This is a genomic window from Kitasatospora sp. NPDC003701, from assembly GCF_053587085.1.
The window spans coordinates 1-20,229 of the sequence record NZ_JBSFNM010000103.1; the positions used below are offsets into that span (position 1 = coordinate 1).

Consider the following 20,229-nt stretch of genomic DNA (forward strand, 5'->3'; position numbering starts at 1 on the left):
GGCCTGGACCGGCGAATGCCCCACCTGCCACCGCGAGTTACCCACCAAACACCGACCAGGGCGCACCGGACCACGCCAGACCTAACGAAGTACTACTAGGTCGCAGTTGACCGTGGAGGTCCCGCTCTCCATCCAGTAGACGCGCCGCGTCCCCGCCCCGGCCCTTTGTGTCAGCCGGAGAACTCCATCAGCGGATCGGCTACGACCTCGCGCCAGCGCTCGCGGTGGCCGCCTGCGCGAAGGCGAAAGTAGACGGTCTCCCGCCGCTCGTCGCGGGCAGTCCCGAAGTGCCCGCCGATGTTGTGCGCAAGGAGGTAGTGCACGAGGACCAGGCTTCCGGCTGCCCCGGTGACCTGTGACGGCTCGCCCAGCTCGATCGGGGGGTAGGGCACCGCGGTGGCCAGCGCGTCGGTGCCGTGCTCGCGCAGCCACGCCCCGGTGCGCAGGTGGGTGCCCGGCCATACCCACAGGTTTCCCCGGTCGCGGTCGCGCTGGTCGGTCAGGAGCAGGCCAGCGAGCACGGTGAACGTTCCCGGGCGGCCGTCCTCCTCGGTGGGGGTGAGTCCGTCGATGTGCGGGGCGCCGGGGTGGTGTGGGTGCGGGGGCAGGGTGACCGCCAGTTGCGCGACGTCCGGCTCCGGCAGAGGGAGACCTGCCCGCAGGAGGGGCTCGATCGCATCGGCGACGCCGCTGTCGCGGTACAGGTTCCGCAGCTCGGAGTCCTGGGTGAGCAGGGGCCACAGGAAGTACGGTCCGGTCCGTCCGTCCTCGGGCGGCTGCAAGTCGAGGTGCCGGCCGACGAGCGCCCGCCAGTTGGCTACCTGGACCGGGGTGAGGACATCGGGCACCACGGTGTACCCGCGGTCGCGAAACTCGTTGATGCGCTGGGGAGTTACTGTCTCCATCCGTTGATGGAAGCGCGGCGCAGTCGATGCCGACAACCGAATTATCGGAGGCCGGCACCGGACAGGGGCTCGTGTTCGAACCCCGGGGGTGCCAACCTGCGCAACGAGGTCAGGCGGCCAGGTTGCCTATATCCCGCCATCCTTGCGGTCGGATACCGCCAGCGGCTCCGTACCGCGCCCGGTGTCGGCTCGCAGGCCGGCGGCTGGTCTGGGGAGTGCAGGTTGTGGCTGATTCCGGCGCTGCGGTGGTCCTGTCTGTCGCCTACGTTCGAAGACTGCTCATTGGGACGTCGGGCCGTTCACGCGGCTGCCGTAGGTCGTCCCCACGAGCAGGGAAGGGAGGTGACCCCCATGGACGAGGATGACCTGCTGCTAACGGTTGAGCAGCTCTCGGGAGCGCACGACCGGTACGAGGCGGAGCGCTCGGACGTCACCAGCTCCGGCAACTCCGCCGGCGACGACGGCGAGAACCGCGACCTGAACCTTCCCCGAGGCTAGGAGACCGCATGGAGCACCGGCTCGTCGCAGGCATCGAGAAAGCGCTGGGCTGGGACGGGCCGGGCGCCATCGGGCGCGCGTTCGCCCGCGGGCACCTCCCGGAGCCGGATCTGGCCACCCGGCTGATGACACCGCACCGCCTCCTGGACCTGGTGATGCGAAGGCATCTGGCCAACCCGCAGCTGCGCTGCTACGCCGACGGCGAGGAACTTCACCCCTCGGAGTACCTGACCGAAGTGGTCAACCGGCGGCGCCAGGCAGTGAAGCAGGCGGACATGGCCTCGCTCGGAAGGGTCCTGTCGGCTGGCGGTTCGCTGGTCCTGGACAGCGTCGACACGTTCGATCCCGTCCTGGAGGTGGCTTGCCGGGCGCTGGGGTGGTGGTCGGGCGAACTGGTCTCGGTCAACGCCTACCTGGGTGTGGGCGACACCGCAGGCTTCGGCTTGCATTGGGATGATCATGATGTTGTCTGCGTGCAGGTCTCCGGACAGAAGGCGTGGGAGGTCCGCGGTCCGTCGAGGCCGGTGCCGATGTACCGCGACGCCGAACGCAACCTCACCCCCGCCGAGGACGTTCTGTGGGGCGGGGTGATGAACCCGGGCGACGTGATCCACATCCCCCGCGGCTACTGGCACACCGCCACCCGCGTCGGCTCAGGCGACGACGGGCACACCCTCCACGTGACCTTCGGCCTCACCCGCCGCACCCCGGTCAGCTGGATCGCCGCCCTCGCCGACACCGCGCGAGCCGACCAGCTCATGCGCACCGACCTGGAGATGGCCGACGGCGTGCCCGCGAACGACCTGCTCGTCGAGCGCCTGGCCGAACTCGCCCGCGAGCACGACCCCGCCACTTACCTCGCGGCCACCCGCGCCAGCACGCCGCCGGCCCGCCACCTCCCGCACATCCCCGCTCTGGGACCGCTGGAGGCGGTCGCCGCGGTCACCGAGTTCGCACCCGAGATCACCGCCACCGCCGACGGCGTCCTGGTCGTCGCCGGCGGCAAGCGCCTCACCTTCCGGTCCCGCGCCGAACAGCCCCTGCGCACCCTGCTGTCCGGACACCCCGTCCACCTCGCCAACGGCGGACCCGACCTGGCCGCGCTCGCCGACCACCTCGTGAAGGAGGGCCTGTGCGCCCCGCTGAACGGCGACTCGCCCTCGGGCTATACCGGGCTGGTCCCCGCCGTCACCTACTCGCCGCAGCCCTCGACCTCGGCGTAACCGCCCTCGACACCGCCGCCAACTACCAGCACCACCACGCCCACCGGGCGCTCGCCGAACAGGCCGGCCCCCTCCTTCACCGCTTCGACCTGACCACCAAGATCGGCTACTTCCCCGACGGCCACGACCTCGACCCCGCCCGCCTACGCGCAGCCGCCGACCAGGCCGCCCGCGACCTCGGCCGCCCACCGGACACCCTGCTCCTACACAACCCCGAGCACGACCCCACCGGATTCGCCCGCGCCGCCGACGAACTCGTCCGCCTGCGCGAGCACGGCCGCATCCGCCACTGGGGCGTCTCCACGTGGAACCCCGCCCCACTCCTTACCCACCTCGACGACGTACCCCGGCCGGACGTCCTGATGACCCGCGCCGGACTCGCCGTCCCCACCCACGTCCTGGACGCCGGCGACCGACTCGCCGAACACCTGCGCCCCCGACACCGCTGGGGCATGGCACCCTTCGGCGGCAACCCCGCCGACCCCCTCTGGCAGCAGCTCAACACCAGGCCCTTCCTCGCCGGACGGCGCACCGCACCCACCCTGCAAGCAGCCCTCGCCATCGCCTACGGCACACCCTCCGTCGCCCGGATCGCCGCAGGTACCTCCGACCCCGCGCACCTCGCCGAACTCGCCACCGCCACAACCGACATCGAGACCGACCCCGACACTCTCGCCCGCTACCGGACACTGCTGCGCGAAGCCGCTACGGTGCGAGAACACCGCGAGGCCGGAGGGGACAACGCCCGTGCAGCAGAGCTTGGATGACCTGTCGACCGTCGACCTGGAGGAGGTCCTGGACAACGCCGAGAGCCGCCTGGGCTGCACCCTCCAGCGGAAGGCCGGCCACTACTCGGCCCACAACGGCTCCGCCGGGTTCCCCACCGCGGCGGGCACCTGGGTCCGGCTGGCCTGGCGACGGCCCGACCGGCTGAACAGCCAGCGCTGGACCGGCTTCGAAGCCGCCGCCGCCCTCACCGGCGTTCCCCGGCCCGAGTGGTTCGCCGCTGCCTCCTGGGCGGACACCACGCTGGGTGTGGTCTGGCGCGCCGACGAGATGACGCACATCCCGGCCCGGTCCATCTCCCACCGTGCCGACCTCAGCAGCGATCCGCACCTGCCCGAGCGGTGGTGGACCGATCTTCGGGTCGCCCTGGATGCGCTCGCCGGCTACACCACCGACCGCCTGTGCATGCCGCAGACCCACCTCACCGCACGGATCCGCGAGATCTACGGCGACAGCGTCGACACCACCGTCACCGACTGGGCGTGCGCCCACGGAGACCTCGGCTGGGCCAACCTGTGCGGCCCCGACCTCGCCGTCCTCGACTGGGAGGACTGGGGCAACGCCCCCGTCGGCCTCGACGCCGCCTGCCTCTGGGCAGCCTCCCTCCCCCAGCCAGCCGTCGCTGAGAAGGTCTTGGACCTCTTCGCCGACATCCTCACCACCCGATCCGGACGGCTGTCCCGCCTCCTGCTGTGCGCCAACACCGCCCGCGCGTACAAGCGAACCGGCACCCCGGGGCCGCACACCGACACCATGGCCCGAACCGCCAACCAGCTCCTGGCCGAACTCACCTGACCGAGCCGGACGCCCAGCTCCTCGCCAGGAGGCCGACCGGAAGCCGGGCGGGGCTCCAGGCTTCCCCGGCCGCTGATCGCAGGACTAGGTTGCCAGGTCAGGCGGAACGGTGACAGCTGTTGTACCTCGCCAGGCATAGTGAGGGCAGGCTGGCGAGAAGGGGACGAGAGTGGTCAAGCAGAAGAGGCTCTGGTGGATGGCCGGCGCGCTGGCGGCGCCGGCACGATCGGCAGGGTGGTCGGACGCGCTGTGGCGGGCGGCCGAACTGGTCGAGCCACGGTGGGAGGACGACGAGGGTCCGCACGACTCCTACGCCGTCCACGGACTGCAGGCGCTGGCGCTGCTCCTGCTGGCCGCCGCCGGCGAGCACGCCGGCCGGGTGAGCGATGTGCCCGAGACGGAGATCCGCGCCACGGCGGGCGACCCGGTGGGCGCCGCCGCGGTGGTCGAGGGGTTCGTCGCCAGCTATACGGGCGTTTACGGGTACGGGTGGCTGGCGCCGGTGGCCGAGCCGTTGCTGCGCGAGCACGTGCCGCTGCCCGATGTGTTCGAGGTCCCCGCCGCGATGACCGACCGGCCCGGAAGCCCGCTCCAGTGGGGCCTGGAGTGGCTGGCCTGGGCACTGGACGATACGGCGGCGCAGGTACCGGCCGGGCCGTGACCGCGGCCCGCGGGGACCTGCCGGACGCGAGCGGCGGTGCTCGCCTCCGGCAGGTTCCGTGCGCGGGCTCACCCGGCGGGCGCCCCGTCCGCCGTGAGATCGAGGTCGGTGGTGACAGGCATGTGGTCGCTGGCCCGCTCGGCCGCCGTCAGCGTGTGGGTGGCCATGTGCTCGGCGATCACCGCGGACGCCTTCTCGGAGATCGAGCCGCGCCCGTCGGCGACATGCCGCTGGACGACGTCGGCGAGCAGGGCGCCCAGGGGCCCGCCGTGGGTGGTGTGCGCCCGGACGGCGGGGGCAAGGCCGGCGGTGACGCGCAGGGTGTCGATGCGGCGCGGCCCGAAACCCTCGCGCCGTCCCTGGGCGTCGACCCAGTGGCCGGTGGTGGGCAGCCACGGAACGTCGGCGACGGCCGCGGTGTCCACCAGGCCGCCGGGCTGCTGGAGCAGGAGGGTGGTCGCGGAGCGGTCGGAGACGGGCGGGGCGCTCGGGTTGTCGGGGTCGAAGCGGGCCTGGTAGCGGACCTTGGGGTGGGTCTGTCCCGGCAGGGTGTCCGGGTCGAAGTAGGCGCCGGTGGGCCGGCGGTCGGAGCTGATCTCGTTCCAGTCGGCTCCGATCCCGCCGGGGAGCGCGTCCTGGAAGGCGGACAGCACCCGGTACGCCTCGCTGAGCCGCTGCTGGGGTCGGAACGGGTCCGCGTGGTAGGAGCCGAGCCGGATCCGCCCGGCCGCACCGGATCCGGTGTCGAAGACCGCGGTGGTCATGGCGTGCCAGAAGTCCACCCCGCCGGCGCAGGTCCACAGGGTGCCGGGCACCGGGTCGAAGCCGGGCCGCCAGAGCAGGCCGACGTGGAAGCGGTGGAGGCTGCTGCCGAGCGCGGGCTCGGGGACCGTGCTGGACGCCCGGGTGGCCTCGCAGGACATGCCGGTGTCGTCGGCGAGCCGGCGCAGGACGGCCACGGCCTCCTCGCGGTCGGTGCCGATGATCTCCTGGACGGCGAGGACGTCGGCGTCCAGGCCGCGGATCACCTGCACGAGAAGGTCGTAGCGCTCCTTCTCCTGGTGCGAGGCCAACTGCCCCAGGTTGAACAGGTTGTAGGTGCCGAAACGCATGAACTCTCCTAGACGGTCGCACAGTTGGAAAGAGGCGGGAGCCTGCCGTCCGCGCTCAGGGCCGGGAGGCGGTGTCCTGGCCGCGGGGTGCCTGCCCGGGGACCGCGGCCTGCCCATCGGCGGTGCCTGCCGGACCGGGGTCGCGGGCGCTGTCGTACTGGGACGCCTGCAGCAGGTAGTTCGTCCGGTACCGGGAGGCCGGTTCCCGGGCCATGAGCTCGGCGTGGCTGCCGTGCTCGGCGACGCGGCCCTCGTGGAGGACGTAGATCAGATCGGCGGCGGCCGTCGCGGCGAGGCGGTGGGTCACCAGGACCACCGTCATGCCCTGGTCGGCCAGGAGGCGCAGGTTGTCGAACGCGCGCACCTCACTCGCCGGGTCCAGGGCGGAGGTCGGCTCGTCCGCGATGACCAGGACGGGCCTGCGGCCGTCCGGACCGGTGGTGGTCGCCCTCAGGTGGGTCCGGGCGGTCGTGATCTTCTGCCGCTGGCCGCCCGAGAACTCCACCCCGCCGTGGAAGCCCTTGGCGGCGAGGGTGTCCCAGCCGTTCTCCTGGTCGGCGATCAGCTTCCCGATCCCCGCGAACTGCGCTGAGTCGGAGAGGGCTTGCTCGTCGTCGTGGTGGCCGGGACGTCCGGCGGTGACGATCGCCCGCAGCGTCAGCGGCCAGTGGAAGGCGTCCTGCGGGAGCAGCACGGTCGAGGCGAACTGCTGGGTTCGGGAGGCGGTGGCGGTGTCGATGCCGTCCCATCGGACGGTTCCGCTGTCCGGCGGGTACAGGCCGCAGAGCACCTTGGAGACGGTGGTCTTGCCGGCGCCGTTGTCCCCGACCAGGGCCACGATCTGGCCCGCCGGGATGATGAGGCTGACCTTGTCGAGGGAGGGGGTGGTGCGCCCGGGGTAGGTGAAGGTGACGTCCTCGACCCTGATCTCGGCCGGGTTCTCGGGCAGGTCGTGGCCGCCGGTCGGGATGGCGAGTGCGGCGCCCTCGGTGTCGAGCTTCTGCAGGTCGCCGACGTACAGGGCCTCCTCGAACAGGCTGTTCACACTGGTGAGCAGGCTGCCGATGTTGGCGGCGCCGGTGCGCACCGCGACAACGACGGTTCCCGCGGCGGCGAGGGTCAGGTTGCCGCTGGAGATGAGGGCGCCGAGGACGGCGAAGGTGCCCACCGAGGCGAGGCCGGAAGCGGCGGAGGCGGCGACCGTGGTGCGGGCGGCGGCAGCAGCGAGGCGGGCCTGCTCGGTCTCGGAGGCCAGGGCCATCTGCCGGAAGTGGCCCAGGAGGAAGGCGCCGACGGCGTGCACCCGGATCTCGGCGGCGGTGTAGGTCTGGGTGAGGAGCTGGGCGATCAGCGCGGAGGCGCGCAGGTGCTGGAGCCAGGCCATCACCGAGCGGCGGCGCCGGCGGGCGGTGACCACCGACCCCCATGCCCTGGGTGCTGCGATGAACACGAGCAGCGGCAGCAGCCACGGGGAAAGGGACAGCAGGACGCCGCCGGTGGCCGCCATCGAGAGGGTGGTGCTGAGGATCCGCACGCTCTGGCTGGTCATGCGTCCGACCGAGTTGATCCCGAAGCGGGCCGACTCCAGCAGCCGGTTGAAGTCGGCGTCCTCCAGGGCGGCGAGTTCGACCTGGGAGGCGCGCTCCAGCAGGGTGAGGGTGACGGTCCGTTCGATCCGCGGTGTCATCCGGCCCTCCGCCCAGTCGGAGAGCGCGGCCAGGAGCGCCCCGGCTCCGGTGGCGGCCCCGGCCGCCAGCAGGGCGGGCAGTACCGCGCGCAGGGTCTGGCCGGTCTCGCCGGCGGCGCCGAACAGCACGCCGAGGACGGAGTTGACGGCGACCAGCGCGACGGCGGCGGCCACCGCCCGCCCGATCTCGGCGGCGACCACCACGGTGAGGGCGGGGCGGTCGGCCCGGGCTGCGAGCCGCCAGGACAGGCGCAGCATCCCGGGGACCTGCCGGGCCACCGCGAGGAGGCCGGTCTCGGCTCCGGCGGCCTCGTGGCGGGCCCAGCCCATGTCGTAGCGCATCCGGCCGCCGAACAGCAGCCGCTCGCTCGGTGAGGGCTCGTCCGCGTCGGGGGCCGGGTGGTCCTCTCGCGCCTTCACGCCGCACCTCCGTCCAGGGGCCGGCGCAGCGTCAGGTAGTGGTCGGCCGGGACGAAGCCGAGCTTGGCGTACAAGGGCAGGCCCTCGTCGGTGGCGTTCAGCTCGACGGAGGCGCACCCGGCCTGCTGCAGCGCCAGGATCAGGGCGCGGGTGACGGCCTCGGCGTGGCCTTGGCGGCGGTGGCGCGGGTCGGTCACGACGGAGTGCACGCGGCCCCAGTGGCCGCCGGTGTAAACGGGTCCGTCGTAGGCGCGGTAGATCAGGCCGATCGCGCAGGCCGCGAGGGTGCCGTCCTCGGCTTCGCTGACGAAGGCGAGCAGGCCCGGGTCGGTGCCCAGGCGCTCGCGCATCTCGGCGGCGAAGGTGGTGTGCCACGGCTCGGGAGTGTCGAGGCCGCAGTGGAGCTGGGCGCGCAGGCGTAAGAGCTCGTCGGCGTCGCCGGGACGGGCGGGACGGGCGGGACGGGTGGGACGGGCGGTCGGGGGTGTCAACCGGGGGCCTTTCGTCAGCGGGTCAGGGCGAGGCAGAGGAGGTCGTCGAGCGGGTACTGGGCCACGGCGGCCCAGTCGAAGGAGCGCAGGAGGTCGAGGTCGCAGGTGCGCAGCCCGGAGGAGCGGTAGCCGGGTGTCTGTCGTTCGGTGACGGGTGTGGTGACGAGCAGCCGGCCGCCGGGGACGAGGAGGTGGCGGACGTGGGCGATGGTCGGCACGAGGTCGACGAAGGGCAGGAACAGGCGGCAGGTGATCAGGTCGTATCCGGCTGCCGGGAGCGGGGCCAGGCCGCCACGCTCGACGTCCAGGAGCTGGAAGTCGAGACCGTCGCAGCCCTGGTGGCGGTCCTGGGCGGTGGTGACGGCGACCTTGGAGGAGTCGGCGCCGGTGGTGGCGAAGCCCAGGCCGTGGAGGGCGGCGGCGTACTCGCCGGTGCCGCAGCCCAGGTCGAACGCTCTGCGGCGGGCGCCCGGGCCGAGGTGCCCGGCGAGCAGGGCGACCTCCTGCTCCGAGACCGGCCGGAATCCCTTCCCCTGCGCGTAGTGGTCGTTCCAGCGGTCTGCGGTGGACACCGCGATCCCTTCGGTCGGTGACGGTGGTGCGGCGGGCGAGCGGGTCTAGTCGGCGGGGTGCGGGCCGGGCGGGTGGAGCGGGCCGGGGCCCAGGCGCTCCAGGAGCCGGTCGACTCCTCCGTCGGGCCGGTAGAGGCGGCGGTAGGCGTACGGGTGCTCCGCGCCGGGCAGCACGACGACGCCTTCGTCGGTGACGGTGCGGCCCTGGGTGATGGCGCGCAGCCGCAGGTCGACGTCCGCCGGCAGAGCCGCCTGGTCCGCGATGGGCGGGCGGCGGTGGCGGCCCGGCATCAGGCCCCGACCAGGGCGCGCAGGTCCTCCGAGGCGCCCCAGCCGTAGGTGGAGAATCCCCGCTTGTCGCCAGCGAGGTAGGCGGTGAGAGCGGCGTGGGAGGTGGGGAACATCGGGCCGGGCAGCGCGTCGGTGTCCATCCACAGGACGTCAAGGTGCTTGTCCGGCTCGGCGTTCGTCAGCTCGCCCTGCCAGGAGGTGGCGGCGAACACCGAGAGCAGGAACGGGCCCTTGCCGTCCCAGCCGGCCTTCACCTGGATGGTGTGGACCAGCCGCAGCTCCGCAGGGTCGACGGTGAGCCCGGACTCCTCCAGCAGCTCCCGGGCGGCGGCCTGGTCCAGGCGCTCGCCTTCGTCGACCTTCCCGCCTGGGACGGTCCAGGCCGGCACCGTGGACCAGGAGTCGTTGGCGTAGTGGACGCAGGCGACCTTGCCCGCCTCCTCGTCGTGGACGATGACACAGACGGCCTGACGCAGGGACTGCACGGATGACTCCAACTGGACGAAGGGAAGGGGGTGTTCACGTGACGGAGTTCGGATGGCGCAGCAGGTCGAGCACGGTGCGGGCGTGCCCGCCCAGCGGCTCGTAGGGGCCCGCGGCTGCGCGCAGCAGTCGGTCGACACCGTCCGGAAGGGCGGCGGGGGCGTTCACGCGGCCCACCCGACGGTGGACAGCGCATTGCCGCGGGCGATCTCGGCGAGCGCGTGGACGGTGTAGGGCACGGTGTCGGCCGGCAGGGATGCGAGCGGCCAGGCGCGCAGCTCCTCGCATTTGTGTGGCTCGGCGTTGTGCACGTGGCCGCCGTAGCGGGTGGGGCGGAAGAACAGCTGGAGGCGGCTGCGGCCGTCGTCCGGGTCGAGGTGGTGCAGCGTGTGGACGAGGACGAGGTCCTCCTCGGCGATGCGGATACCCAGTTCCTCCTCGGCCTCGCGGCACATCGAGCCGGTCACCCTCTCGCCGGTCTGCATGTGCCCGGCCGGCAGGTGCCACAGGCCGTTCGCGTAGGTGGTGTTGCGCCGCCGGCCGAGCAGGACGCTGCCGGCGTCGGTGAGGACGAGGTGGACGCCGACGACCAGCGTCAGCTGGTCCTCGCCTGCGGCCGGGTGCGGGGTGTGGTCGTGGGGGATCAAGCGGTCCTCCCGGACGGGAGGCCGGCGGCGAGCAGCGGCAGGTAGTGCCGCATGTAGGGCGGGACCTTGAGCTGCGGTACCTCGTCGAGGGGGACCATGCGGACGGCCAGGCCCTCGTCGCCGAGCCGCAGGTCGCTCTCGGGGCCGTTCCAGACGCCGTGCAGGACGCGGGTGAGCGGGTGCACGAGGTCGTGCTGCGGGCCGGGTACCGGGCTCAGGCCGGTGACGGTGATCCCTGCCTCCTCCAGGACCTCGCGTGCCGCGGTCTCCCGGTCCGTCTCCCGGCCCTCGCGCCACCCTCCGATCGGTGTCCAGTGACCCGGCCAGGCGATGCCTTGGGCCTGATCGCGGTGATGCATCAGCAGTCGGCCCCGGGTGTCCGTGACCAGGACCATGACGCCTTCGAAGTCGTCGTCGGCCGGTGCCGGGCGCTCCAGGTAGAGCGCGGTACCGGAGCGGTGGGCCCGCAGTACCTGCAGGAGCCGCCGGTAGCGGTCCGGCTCCATGAGCGCGTGCCAGTCGTGGGCGCTCTCGAACCGCCACTCGGTGTGCTCGGCCGGATCGAGGCGGATCCTCGCCTGCTGCTCGGGGGTGAGGACGCCGCCGTCGAAGACGTAGCCGCAGACCGGCACCGGGTACTCGGTGCCGGCCTGCTCGTGGATGGCGGCGACCAGGCGCCGCTGGGCGATGACCTCGGGGTTCTCCGCGGCGAGATCGAGGCCCAGCTCCTCGACGCCCTCGATCAGCGCGGTGGCGAACGGGGTGCGGCCGTGCTCGACGTTGCCGCCGGGGAAGTTCCACACCGTCGGGTTGATGGTCGAGCGCATGCCGAGGACGCGGCCCTGCGGGTCGGTGACCAGGAAGCTGCCGTAGGCGGTGGGCCGGGCGATGGTGGTGATGTAGCCGCCGACCGGCCGCCAGCGGGGGATCGCCAAGCGGCGCACCAGCCAGGCGATCACCTCCCGCTGCCCCTCGCCGACGGGCGGCAGGGCGTCCGCGTCCACCCACCGGTGGGCGTCGTGGTCCCGGGAGAGGACCACCGGGGTGCCGTCGGGGACGACGGCCGTGAAGATGAACTGCCGCACCCGCCGCCCGGCCTGGTTGGTGAAGTCGAGGTGGCGCAGGTACTCCAGCGGCAGGCCGGCGAGCCCGGTCTCCTCGGCCAGTTCCCGGGCCGCGCCCTCCTCCACACCCTCGCCCTCCTCCCGGCCGCCACCGGGGTACTCCCACAGGCCGGGCAGGACGTCGTGCGGGGCCCGGCGGACCAGCAGGATCCGCCCGGAGGCGTCGCGGACCACCACGCCCACCCCGATCCGCTCCCTGCTCTCGCGGGCGGCCAGTGCGGTCAGTTCACCGAAGTCGATCACCGGTCGTAACTCCTTGATCTCTCGGGCGGGCAAGGCCCGCTGTTCGGGGCCGGACCGGCCACGGGTCCTTGGGACACAGGTCGGCATCGCGGGCGGGCGAGACGCCGATCGGTACATACGGAAGCACCAACTCGACTGCTGATGAGTTGAGTTGCCGCACTGATTGCGGGTGGAAGCGTCCGATGATGGTGCTGTTCGAGGGCCTTGTCCAAGCGGATTTTCCTCCGGGCGAGCCCGGGTCGAACAGGTTGTTTTCGAGCACCCTGCGTTCGTGCTCCAGGGCGTCGTAAGCCGGCCGAGGAGAGCGGCGGACAGGCCCCCGGAGTCCAGCGCGCAGGCGGCGAGCGAGCGTTCGAGCGAGACCGCCGTGCCGCTGTCCAGGCGGATGCGGACCTCGCAGTGGGCGAGGAGAGCGCAAGCCGCGTAGCCGTCGCCGGATTCACCCTTTCGGCTGGTCAGTTGCCAGAAGCGTTGCGGGCGGTGTCCTCACCGGTGGAGTTGGGCGCTCAACGTCCGTGTGATGACGGCTTCACCGGTGATGAGGACGGCTGACAGGCGGCGCCGGAGGCCGTGGGGGATCACGCGCTGTCCGAGGGCACACGCCTCCACCGTGTCTTCGAGGGCGCGGGTCTGCTTCCGGTTGAGGACGGCGAGGCAGCCGTGATGGGCCAGGACTTCGCGGGCCGCGTACCCGTCGCTGGCGTCCGCGATCCGGCCGGCCAAGGCGGACGCTTGGGTCCGGATGCCCGGATGGCTCGCGGCGCCGTCGACGTCGAGGGCCGACAACAGGAGGCGGGTGTCGAAGACCGCCAGGTCGGCGCGGATCTCCAGCCCGGGGAAGTGGTCGAGCAGGGCGTCGATTTCGCTGGTCGCGGGCGGATCCCCTGCCGGGTGGCACAGGGCGGTGAGGCAGGCGGTGACGGCGTTCTCCCAGGGCTCGCCCGGGGTGGTGCCGGCGAGGAGCCGCTGTGCGCCGCGGTGGTCGCCGGTGGTGGCGCGGGCGAGGACGGCGACCTGGCGCCCGTCGAGCATGCGGGCGCCGACGCCGCGGTGCTTCTCCAAGTGGGCGAGGGCCTGCGGCCAGCGGCCGGCGGTGGTGAGGGCGCGGGTGCCGTCCGCGATGATGACCCGCCACAGCCACTGGCGTACCTCGTCGCGCTCCGCGTCGGTGGCCGTGAGGTCGCCGGGTATGTGGATGCCGTCGAAGGTGGCGGCGGTGGCGGCGGTGACCGCGTCGTAGAGGGCGAGGAGGTGCTGGTGGCCCTGGTCGGTGCGGCCGGCGCGGATGTGGAGCCGGGCGAGGTTGACGACCGGCTCCAGGGCGCGGATCGCGTCCATGCCGGCGAGCGGGGTGTGCTGGAGGTAGGCGGCGGCGTGCTGGTGGCACCACTGGCGAGCGAGGTCGGGCAGGTCCAGGTCGGAGGCCAGGAGGGCGGCCTGGTTGAAGACGCTGGACGCCATGCCCTGGTACGCCTGGGTCTGGGCCGCGTCGGCGAGTTCGGTGAGCTTGTCGACACGGGTGTGGAGCGGGAGGCACGGCGGCCGTACCCGGGCCACGAGGGGGAAGCGGCGGGCTGTCGCCCCGTGCGGGTCCATGCGTCCTCCGGACGGTCGTGACGGGCTGGGGGCGGGTTCCCGCCACCCGCGATCAGGCGGCGGGAACCCGTGGTGCTCTGTGCCGGGTGCGGCTCAGTGCCAGTCGATGACGATCCGGTTCAGCGGGGTGTCGAAGGTGAAGCGGCCGGGGGCCGGTGCGGCGGGGGCGGCGTCGAGCGGGTGGAGCTCGAACCGGGCCTGAAGGTCGCGGTACTCGCGGTCCCAGGTCCGCATCGCCTCGGTGACGCGGGCTGCCAGCTCGTCGCTGCCGGGCCCGTGGCCGACGACGCCGAACTCCCAGAGCTTGCCGCCCTCGGGGGTGCGCTTGTCGGACAGGCGCCGGGCGAGGTAGGTGAGGGCGCCGCCGTCGAACGCCGCGGTGGAGCTCGGGTACGGGTCGTCGGTGAGCAGGCCGCCGCGGGCCTGCTTCGTGAACGGCATCTGGTTGAGGCCGCTGGGCAGCTCGCAGGAGAGGAACAACTCCATCCACTCCGGGGACTCCATCGCCCGGTAGAGCACGCCGGACCACACCTCGGTGCGGGGCTGGTCCAGGACGTCGGCCAGCGCCTGGGCGTCGACCGTCTGCTCGCTGTTGGTCTGCAGGCGCACCAGACCGCTCGCGGTGACCGGGATGATGCGGCGCTCGTCGTCGGCGATGCCCCGGCGCAGCGGCAGGAAGGTGTTCATCTCGCTGCCGGTGGAGGCCCACACGCCGTCGGGGCGTTGCCTGTAGGCGATGGAGCGCGAGACGCTGCCGCGCAGTCGCTGGGGGACCAGCAGCAGGCCGCCGGGGGCGAGCTGGTCGAGCCAGGCGTGCGGGACGCCGTGGGCGCCGACGGTGGCGATGATCCGGTCGTAGGGCCCGCCGTCGGAGTGGCCGAGTGCGCCGTCGCGCTCCAGGACGGTGACGTTGTCGAAGCCGGCCGCGCGGATGTGGGAGCGGGCGCCCTCCACCAGGTCGGTGTCGACGTCGATGGTGGTGACGTGGCCGGTGGGGCCGACCAGATCGCCGAGGAGGGCAGCGTCGTAGCCGGTGGCGGCGCCGAGTTCGAGGATCTTGTCGCCGGGCTGGGGCTGCAGCTGCTCCAGCATGAGGCCGACGATGCCGGGCTGGGAGGCGCAGCTGAGGGAGGTGCCGTCGGGGTCCTTCTTGATGTCGACGGTCCAGTTGGCGTAAGCCTGTTCGAGGGACGCGTTGGGGACGAAGAGGTGGCGGGGAACGGTGCGCATCGCCTGTTCGATGCGCGGGGTGCGCACGCGCCCGTCCTTGATGATCTGGTCGATCAGGGCGTTGCGGAGGTCCTCGGCGGTGGTTGCGGTGTCGGTCGTGTCGGTGTTCACGGCGCCGAGGCTAGTGCGGTCGGGGTTGGCCCCGGGCCGAGACGCGGTGGTGTCACTCGTTCCCATGACTACTGCTTTCGCTAGTGCGGACATGGCGCTCTGGTCCTCCAGGGGGAGGCCGGCGCGGTTGGCGTGGAAGATGACGTGGTGGGCCAGGACGGCGCGCAGGCCCCGGGTGAGGCGGCCTCCTGCGGCGAGGTGGGCGAGGGCCCGGCCGGCGCGCTCGAAGGCGAGGACCCACGCGGTGTGCCCGGCGAGCGCGCCGCCCGGGTCGCACAGGATCCGGGTGTCGGCGCTCATCAGGCGGCGCATCGCCTCGGTCATCGGGGCGGCCCGGGCGGGCGGGAGCGGCACTGGGTCCGGTCGCAGTTCGGTGACCTTGTCCCAGACGTCGCCCTGCTCGTACCAGTCCAGGCCAGCCGAGCGCATCATGGCACCTACCAGCAGGACGGCGCTCTCGCGCCGGCCCAGGTGCCGGGCGGCGGGCGGCGGGGCGTAGGTGAGCAGGTGGCGGCTGTCGTGGTGGAAGAGGGTGTGGGCGGCGTCCATGGCCTCGGGGCCGCCGAAGACTGCGGTCTCGGGCTCGTAGATGCCGTTGTTCCAGGAGACGATCCGGCCCGAGGCGGTGAGATCGTCGAGCAGCTCGGTGACGGATGTGGGGGCGGTGCGGGCCCGGTAGCGCAGCCGCCACGGCTGCTTGTTCATGTACCACCAGCCGTGGAGGAGCCCTTCGGCCTCGGCCGCGGCCAGGGCCGGGCCGAGGGTGTCGGCGATGACCTGCTGGGCGCTTCGACGGTCGGTGAATTCGATGGTGTGCTGCTGCCAGGGGGCGGCGGGCATCCGGTGTCCTCACGACTAGGTGGTGGGTGGTCAGGAGATGAGCAGGCAGGCGTCCCAGGCGGAGCCGGGTGGATCGGCGGTGCCGGCCGAGAGGGCGGCCAGGGCGACGCCGGCCGCGCCGTCGAGCAGACCCGGGCCGGCGTCCGGTGACTCCACCAGGGCGACGGCCGCCGCCGGTTGAACCGGGGTGAGCAGCGCGGGGACGAGGGCGCGCAGGCGGTGGCCCGTTTCGGGGAGGGCGTCGTGGGCGGCGCGGGCGGCGATGTGGCCGAGTCCCGCGAAGCCGTGGCACAGGGAGATGTCCGAGGTCGCGGCGAGCTGGGCGGGGTCGGTGAGGGCGTCGGCGAGGGCGTTCTCCGCTGCGAGCTGGCGTGCGCGGTCGCCGAGGGCGATGGCGGCCAGTTGCTGGGCACGGCCTACGCCGGCGGTGCCGTAGCACCAGGACGGGCGCAGCGGTGCGTTCGGCGCGGCACGGTCGGTGCGAAGTTCGGCGGGGGTGATCCAGTACGGCCAGGTCGGTCCGCGGTCGGTGTCCTGGCGCCAGCGGTCCAGCCAGGCGAGCACGGTGCGGATCGCCTCGTGCTGGCCCGCCACGGTGACTCCGCGCCGGGCCAGCTGGCTGAGCAGCAGGAGGGGGCCGGTGATGCCGTGGGCGGCGCCGGTGTTGGCGTGACCGCCGGGGAAGCGGGCATCGGGCCGGCCGGAGGGCCCGGAGGCGGTCCACCACCCGGGGAGTTCCCGCCCGCCGTCGGTGAGCGGGTCGGTGAGGCGTACCAGGTACTCCAGGACGGCCCGGCCGGCGTCGCTGTCGGGGTCGCGGTGCAGCAGGCGGGAGCCGTAGCCGGTAAGGCCGTGGATCGCGTCGAACTCGGCGAGGGCGGGCGGTTGCCCGTCGTCGATGCGGCGGTGCGCGGCGTCGAGCCGACGGCGGGTGTCCGCGGTGAGCTGCTGGTCGAGGGCGTGCAGGGGGCGCTGGTAGGAGCCGGGGAGGTGCTCGGCGGCGCAGGCCAGGGCGTGCGCGAGGGCCGGCGCGCCGTGGAAGGGGTGGCTGTCGGCCCCGCTGGTGACGGGGGCCCGGGCGGTGGCGGCGAGCCAGTCGTGGGCCCGCTGCCACGGGCGCAGGCCCTGGGCGGCGAGTTCGATGTGGAGCAGCGCGATGCCGGGGACGCCGTGGGCGAGGGACTGACGCCACCAGTCCTTGGCCCGGTAGGCGGCCGGTGCGGCGCCGGGATCGGCGAGGCGGTCGGCGACGTCCGTGGCGAGGCGCTGCGCGGGGTGGGTGCTCATGCGCTGCCCCGGGCTTTGAAGGCGAGGGCCGCGGCCCGGGCGAGGTAGAGGCAGACCGCCTCCTCGGGGAAGTCGACGGCGACGGCGCGCACGAAGTGGACGTGCAGCAGGGAGCCAAGCACGTCGTCGACGGCGATCCCGTGGGTGTCCGGGCCGGGCAGGTGAGCGCGGTAGGCGGCCAGCGCCGCGTCGCGCCCGGCCCACGCCTGCACGATGGCGGCGCCGCCCGGCGCCGCGCGCAGGGCCGCCCAGTCGCCGCGCGGGTCGGCCAGGCGTACCGCCTCGGCGAACTGCTCGCGGGGCACCCGGGCCGGGGCGGCCGGCGGGACGTTCCCGATGATCCAGTCGGCGCCGGCGACGGCACTGCCGAGGAATGCCGAGGCGATGGCGAGGCTGTGGGCCGCGACCAGGGCGCGGCGGTCCGGGCCGTCCGGGCGGCGCAGCTGGGCGAGCAGGGCGCGCGAGTCCGCCCGGAAGACGTCCTCGGCCGCGTCCCAGGCCGCGCCCGCGCCCCAGCGGCCCCACTCCGGGTAGGAGACGGGATAGCGGACCTCACGCAGTAGCCCGGCGTGGTGCAGTTCGTCGGCCCAGCCGCTCACCGTGGCGGCCACCGGGGCGAAGTCGGCGGGGTCGGGCAGGGCGATGCGCAGCCGCAGGTGCTGGTCGGGGTCGCGGAACCGGACGTACCACCAGGGCGGTTCGCCGAGCCGCCGCAGGAGGTCGGGCAGGTGGTGGGCCAGCAGGGTGTCCTGGCGCCGGATGTCGCCGTAGAGGCCGGCGAGCAGGACGGTGGAGGCGGCGGGCGTCTGCCCGTGATCGCGGCCGATGATCCGCTCCCGGGCCGGTGCGGGCAGCGCCGGCCACCGGGGCGGCCGGACGGCCTTGAGCGGCACGACGACTTCGTGGGCCCGGCCCTCGCACCAGCCGTCGTCCCGGGCGGCCTCGGTGAGCACCGCGGGGGTGCCGGCGTCGAGGTGGGCGCGCAGAAGCGCCCGGTGGCCGGACTCGTCCAGGTCCAGGGGCAGCAGCCGGTCCCCCTCGGTGAGCGCGACCTGCCGCGGCATCCGGCGGCGGGTGCGCCAGGTGGCGAACGCCGCGTCCCACTCGGCCCACGGGCGGGCCCGGTCCGGCAGGTCGGTGCTCTCCAGGCGCCAGCGGGCCGGGGACAGCACGGTGCGGCCGTGGCGCAGGCGCGGAAGGAACGGCATGGTCCGTGCCACGCCCCAGTCGAAGAGGGTCACCGCGGCGCACTGGGCGCGGCCGAGTTCGGTGAGGAAGCGGGCGAGCGGCGGGGTGTGGGTGTGGGGGTTCAGCGCGTGCATCGCGACGGCCTCCACGCGGTGCCCGCGCGCCGGTGCGGCCAGGTACATCCGGCGGCCGTCACAGCCCACGGCCAGGTCCTGCAGGGTCAGGGCGCCCGCTTCGGGCGGCCGGTGCTCCTCCAGGGTGATCACGGTCGGCAGGATCCGCAGGGTCCGGGTGACGTGCGCGGTGTCCGGGTCCAGCGGTGGGAAGGACAGCTGGGCGGCCACGGTGTTGCGGTCGGCGCCCGGCAGGTCCGCCAGCTCGGCGGCGAGAGCGGCGCGGTGGTCCGGGTCGAGCACCTGCAGGAACCGGCCGGTGCCCACCCCGGCGCCCCGGGAGGCGCTCACGACCTCCAGCTGGAACCTCCCCCGCTCCAGGTCCGCCGCGCTGGCGGCGTGCACGCGCACGCCCAGTTCCAGGTGAGGTGGCAGCCGGACCGGGTCCGGCCCCAGGGAGAGGGAGGCGATCAGGGCCTCGTCCAGGACCACCTCGTCGCGGCCCTCCAGGGCCGCGCCCTGGGCGATGCGCACCAGGGCCTCGTCGCGGCCGGTGATTGCGGGGCGGCGCTCTGCGGCCGTCGAGCCGGGGTAGCCGTCGGGGAAGCCGATCCCGCTGTCGGCGACGACGTCCGTCACCGGCACCATCGAGCCGATCCCGAACCGCTCGTAGAACCGCTGGTGGTACGCCTTCCAGGAGGCGGTGCCCCAGGGGGCGGCGCTGATCCGGGCCAGAGCCAGCGCGGCGCGCTCCACCTCGCGGGCGACTGCGGGGGGAAGGGTGATCGTGGCGTCCAGCCGCAGGTCGACCGCGAGCGGGTGCCGGCCGGTGGGCAGCAGGTCGTTCATCCGCGCGGCGGCGGCTTGCCGGGCCGGGCGGCTCTGCTCGGCGGGCCGCGCGGCGCTGTCCCGCAGCGCGGTGTGGATCGCGCGCAGCTCCGCGGTCAGCTCGGCGACCAGTGGGATGGTGCGGGCGTCGGCGGCCTCCAACTGGGAGACGAGGTGTCCGAGGGCGTCGGTCGAGGTGCTGGGCGCGTGCAGAGCGGTGACCAGGGCGCGCCGGGCGGTCAGTTCGTCGAGGAGAGCCGCCACCCGTTGGGGGCCAGCGGCCGGGAAGTCCGCGAGGAGCTTGTCCGCAAGGTCGTCCAGGCGTACCGGGGTGCGGGCCATCGCCAGGGCGGCGCTCACTGGGGCGGTGTGGCGCAGGGACACCTCCACCGCGGCGCTTCGCTGCCCGTGCGGGTTCGGCTGGTACGGCACGATCAGTCGGTCCCCGCGGAGCGACAGCGCGCTGTTGGCGAGGACGGGAAGGCGGCCCCACAGCTCCGGGCAGGCTTCGAGGCGGGCGGTCATGCCCGCCAGCCAGTGCGCGGAGGCGGCGGCGACCGCGCGGTGGCCGCTGCCGAAGCGGGCCGCCGCGCCCGCTCCGATGGCGGCGCTCGTCACGCCGGCGAACAGGCCGAAGGGCGTTGCGCGGCCCGTCGCCCGCAGCAGGTAGCGGGCCAGGGCCAGGGCGCAGCGCCGGACCTCGCGGGCGTGCGGGGCGGTGGCGGCAAGCAGGGTGCGCACCTGCGTGGCGAGTGCGGGGCTGGCCAGGTCCAGCCCCTCGACGAGGGATTCCAGCTGCCACACCGCGCGCAGCCACTCGACCTGTGAGGCCGTGGTGGCCGCGTCGGGGTTGGGATCCGTCAGGTCGGGCCACGGCGGCAGGTCGCGCGCTGGGTGGGCGACGGCGCGCACCAGCGCCACGCCGGCGGCGCGGAACGCCTGGGTCTGTTCAGCCACGAATGCCTCCGTGCGGTCGCGGTGAGGAAGGGGGAGGGGGCGGTCGGTGCCGCCGCGCGCGTTGACCGCGGCCGTCAGGAAGCCGGCCACCGCGACCGCCACCGCGACGAAGACCAGGAAGGTGCCGACGCCCCGGCGCAC

The 20,229-nt window shown here is 73.8% G+C and carries 19 protein-coding genes; 5 read left to right on the forward strand and 14 right to left on the reverse strand.

The window, feature by feature from the left end:
* Positions 1 to 170 precede the first annotated feature (170 nt).
* Entirely contained in the window at positions 171 to 905 is a 735-nt protein-coding gene (locus tag ACWDRR_RS42430) for a phytanoyl-CoA dioxygenase family protein (RefSeq protein WP_449777676.1), read from the reverse strand.
* 351 nt (positions 906 to 1,256) lie between these two features.
* Between ACWDRR_RS42430 and ACWDRR_RS42435 the strand changes: the two genes are divergently transcribed.
* From ACWDRR_RS42435 to ACWDRR_RS42455, 5 genes are all read left to right on the forward strand, one after another.
* Complete coding sequence (locus ACWDRR_RS42435) at positions 1,257 to 1,403, forward strand: hypothetical protein (RefSeq protein ID WP_449777677.1); 147 nt, start codon at positions 1,257 to 1,259, stop codon at positions 1,401 to 1,403.
* Positions 1,404 to 1,411: 8 nt separating this feature from the next.
* Complete coding sequence (locus ACWDRR_RS42440) at positions 1,412 to 2,626, forward strand: JmjC domain-containing protein (RefSeq protein ID WP_449777678.1); 1,215 nt, start codon at positions 1,412 to 1,414, stop codon at positions 2,624 to 2,626.
* The gene (locus tag ACWDRR_RS42445; RefSeq protein WP_449777679.1) at positions 2,536 to 3,393 is read left to right on the forward strand and encodes an aldo/keto reductase; all 858 of its coding nucleotides are present in this window, start codon (positions 2,536 to 2,538) and stop codon (positions 3,391 to 3,393) included. The genes ACWDRR_RS42440 and ACWDRR_RS42445 overlap by 91 nt, the downstream gene beginning before the upstream one ends.
* A complete protein-coding gene (locus tag ACWDRR_RS42450; RefSeq protein WP_449777680.1) occupies positions 3,374 to 4,207 on the forward strand; it encodes an aminoglycoside phosphotransferase in 834 nt (277 codons plus the stop codon). The genes ACWDRR_RS42445 and ACWDRR_RS42450 overlap by 20 nt, the downstream gene beginning before the upstream one ends.
* 169 nt (positions 4,208 to 4,376) lie before the next feature.
* Positions 4,377 to 4,868 (forward strand): hypothetical protein, encoded by a 492-nt coding sequence (locus ACWDRR_RS42455; RefSeq protein WP_449777681.1) that lies wholly within the window; start codon positions 4,377 to 4,379, stop codon positions 4,866 to 4,868.
* A gap of 68 nt (positions 4,869 to 4,936) precedes the next feature.
* Here ACWDRR_RS42455 and ACWDRR_RS42460 read toward each other — a convergent pair whose 3' ends face one another.
* From ACWDRR_RS42460 to ACWDRR_RS42520, 13 genes are all read right to left on the reverse strand, one after another.
* A complete protein-coding gene (locus tag ACWDRR_RS42460) occupies positions 4,937 to 5,980 on the reverse strand; it encodes a hypothetical protein (protein ID WP_449777682.1) in 1,044 nt (347 codons plus the stop codon).
* Between the two features lie 55 nt (positions 5,981 to 6,035).
* The gene (locus ACWDRR_RS42465; RefSeq protein ID WP_449777683.1) at positions 6,036 to 8,087 is read right to left on the reverse strand and encodes an ATP-binding cassette domain-containing protein; all 2,052 of its coding nucleotides are present in this window, start codon (positions 8,085 to 8,087) and stop codon (positions 6,036 to 6,038) included.
* A complete protein-coding gene (locus tag ACWDRR_RS42470) occupies positions 8,084 to 8,578 on the reverse strand; it encodes a GNAT family N-acetyltransferase (protein WP_449777684.1) in 495 nt (164 codons plus the stop codon). The genes ACWDRR_RS42465 and ACWDRR_RS42470 overlap by 4 nt, the downstream gene beginning before the upstream one ends.
* A 14-nt stretch (positions 8,579 to 8,592) precedes the next feature.
* A complete protein-coding gene (locus ACWDRR_RS42475; protein ID WP_449777685.1) occupies positions 8,593 to 9,150 on the reverse strand; it encodes a class I SAM-dependent methyltransferase in 558 nt (185 codons plus the stop codon).
* A gap of 45 nt (positions 9,151 to 9,195) precedes the next feature.
* Positions 9,196 to 9,441 (reverse strand): hypothetical protein, encoded by a 246-nt coding sequence (locus ACWDRR_RS42480; protein ID WP_449777686.1) that lies wholly within the window; start codon positions 9,439 to 9,441, stop codon positions 9,196 to 9,198.
* Positions 9,441 to 9,926 carry an NUDIX domain-containing protein gene (locus ACWDRR_RS42485; protein WP_449777687.1) on the reverse strand — a complete coding sequence of 162 codons (486 nt, stop codon included), beginning with the start codon at positions 9,924 to 9,926 and terminating at the stop codon, positions 9,441 to 9,443. Before ACWDRR_RS42485 ends, ACWDRR_RS42480 begins: the two co-directional genes overlap by 1 nt.
* Positions 9,927 to 9,960: 34 nt before the next feature.
* Complete coding sequence (locus ACWDRR_RS42490) at positions 9,961 to 10,092, reverse strand: hypothetical protein (protein WP_449777688.1); 132 nt, start codon at positions 10,090 to 10,092, stop codon at positions 9,961 to 9,963.
* On the reverse strand, positions 10,089 to 10,571 hold the full coding sequence (locus ACWDRR_RS42495) for an NUDIX hydrolase (protein WP_449777689.1): 483 nt from the start codon (positions 10,569 to 10,571) through the stop codon (positions 10,089 to 10,091). Before ACWDRR_RS42495 ends, ACWDRR_RS42490 begins: the two co-directional genes overlap by 4 nt.
* A complete protein-coding gene (locus ACWDRR_RS42500; protein ID WP_449777690.1) occupies positions 10,568 to 11,938 on the reverse strand; it encodes an NUDIX domain-containing protein in 1,371 nt (456 codons plus the stop codon). The genes ACWDRR_RS42495 and ACWDRR_RS42500 overlap by 4 nt, the downstream gene beginning before the upstream one ends.
* A 486-nt stretch (positions 11,939 to 12,424) precedes the next feature.
* On the reverse strand, positions 12,425 to 13,534 hold the full coding sequence (locus ACWDRR_RS42505) for a hypothetical protein (RefSeq protein WP_449777691.1): 1,110 nt from the start codon (positions 13,532 to 13,534) through the stop codon (positions 12,425 to 12,427).
* 93 nt (positions 13,535 to 13,627) lie between these two features.
* Positions 13,628 to 15,715, reverse strand: coding sequence for a methyltransferase, FxLD system (gene fxlM, locus ACWDRR_RS42510; RefSeq protein WP_449777692.1), 2,088 nt, complete (start codon positions 15,713 to 15,715; stop codon positions 13,628 to 13,630).
* Positions 15,716 to 15,745: 30 nt separating this feature from the next.
* Positions 15,746 to 17,002, reverse strand: a complete 1,257-nt coding sequence (locus tag ACWDRR_RS42515; protein ID WP_449777693.1) for a lanthionine synthetase C family protein — start codon at positions 17,000 to 17,002, stop codon at positions 15,746 to 15,748.
* Positions 16,999 to 19,935, reverse strand: coding sequence for a lantibiotic dehydratase (locus ACWDRR_RS42520; RefSeq protein WP_449777694.1), 2,937 nt, complete (start codon positions 19,933 to 19,935; stop codon positions 16,999 to 17,001). Before ACWDRR_RS42520 ends, ACWDRR_RS42515 begins: the two co-directional genes overlap by 4 nt.
* Positions 19,936 to 20,229 lie beyond the last annotated feature (294 nt).

Excerpts from the sequence above, each read along its gene's own strand:
- ACWDRR_RS42430 (WP_449777676.1), bottom strand. The coding sequence starts at position 905 with ATGGAGACAGTAACTCCCCAGCGCATCAACGAGTTTCGCGACCGCGGG.
- ACWDRR_RS42435 (WP_449777677.1), top strand. The coding sequence starts at position 1,257 with ATGGACGAGGATGACCTGCTGCTAACGGTTGAGCAGCTCTCGGGAGCG.
- ACWDRR_RS42440 (WP_449777678.1), top strand. The coding sequence starts at position 1,412 with ATGGAGCACCGGCTCGTCGCAGGCATCGAGAAAGCGCTGGGCTGGGAC.
- ACWDRR_RS42460 (WP_449777682.1), bottom strand. The coding sequence starts at position 5,980 with ATGCGTTTCGGCACCTACAACCTGTTCAACCTGGGGCAGTTGGCCTCG.
- ACWDRR_RS42480 (WP_449777686.1), bottom strand. The coding sequence starts at position 9,441 with ATGCCGGGCCGCCACCGCCGCCCGCCCATCGCGGACCAGGCGGCTCTG.
- ACWDRR_RS42505 (WP_449777691.1), bottom strand. The coding sequence starts at position 13,534 with ATGGACCCGCACGGGGCGACAGCCCGCCGCTTCCCCCTCGTGGCCCGG.
- fxlM (WP_449777692.1), bottom strand. The coding sequence starts at position 15,715 with ATGCCCGCCGCCCCCTGGCAGCAGCACACCATCGAATTCACCGACCGT.
- ACWDRR_RS42515 (WP_449777693.1), bottom strand. The coding sequence starts at position 17,002 with ATGAGCACCCACCCCGCGCAGCGCCTCGCCACGGACGTCGCCGACCGC.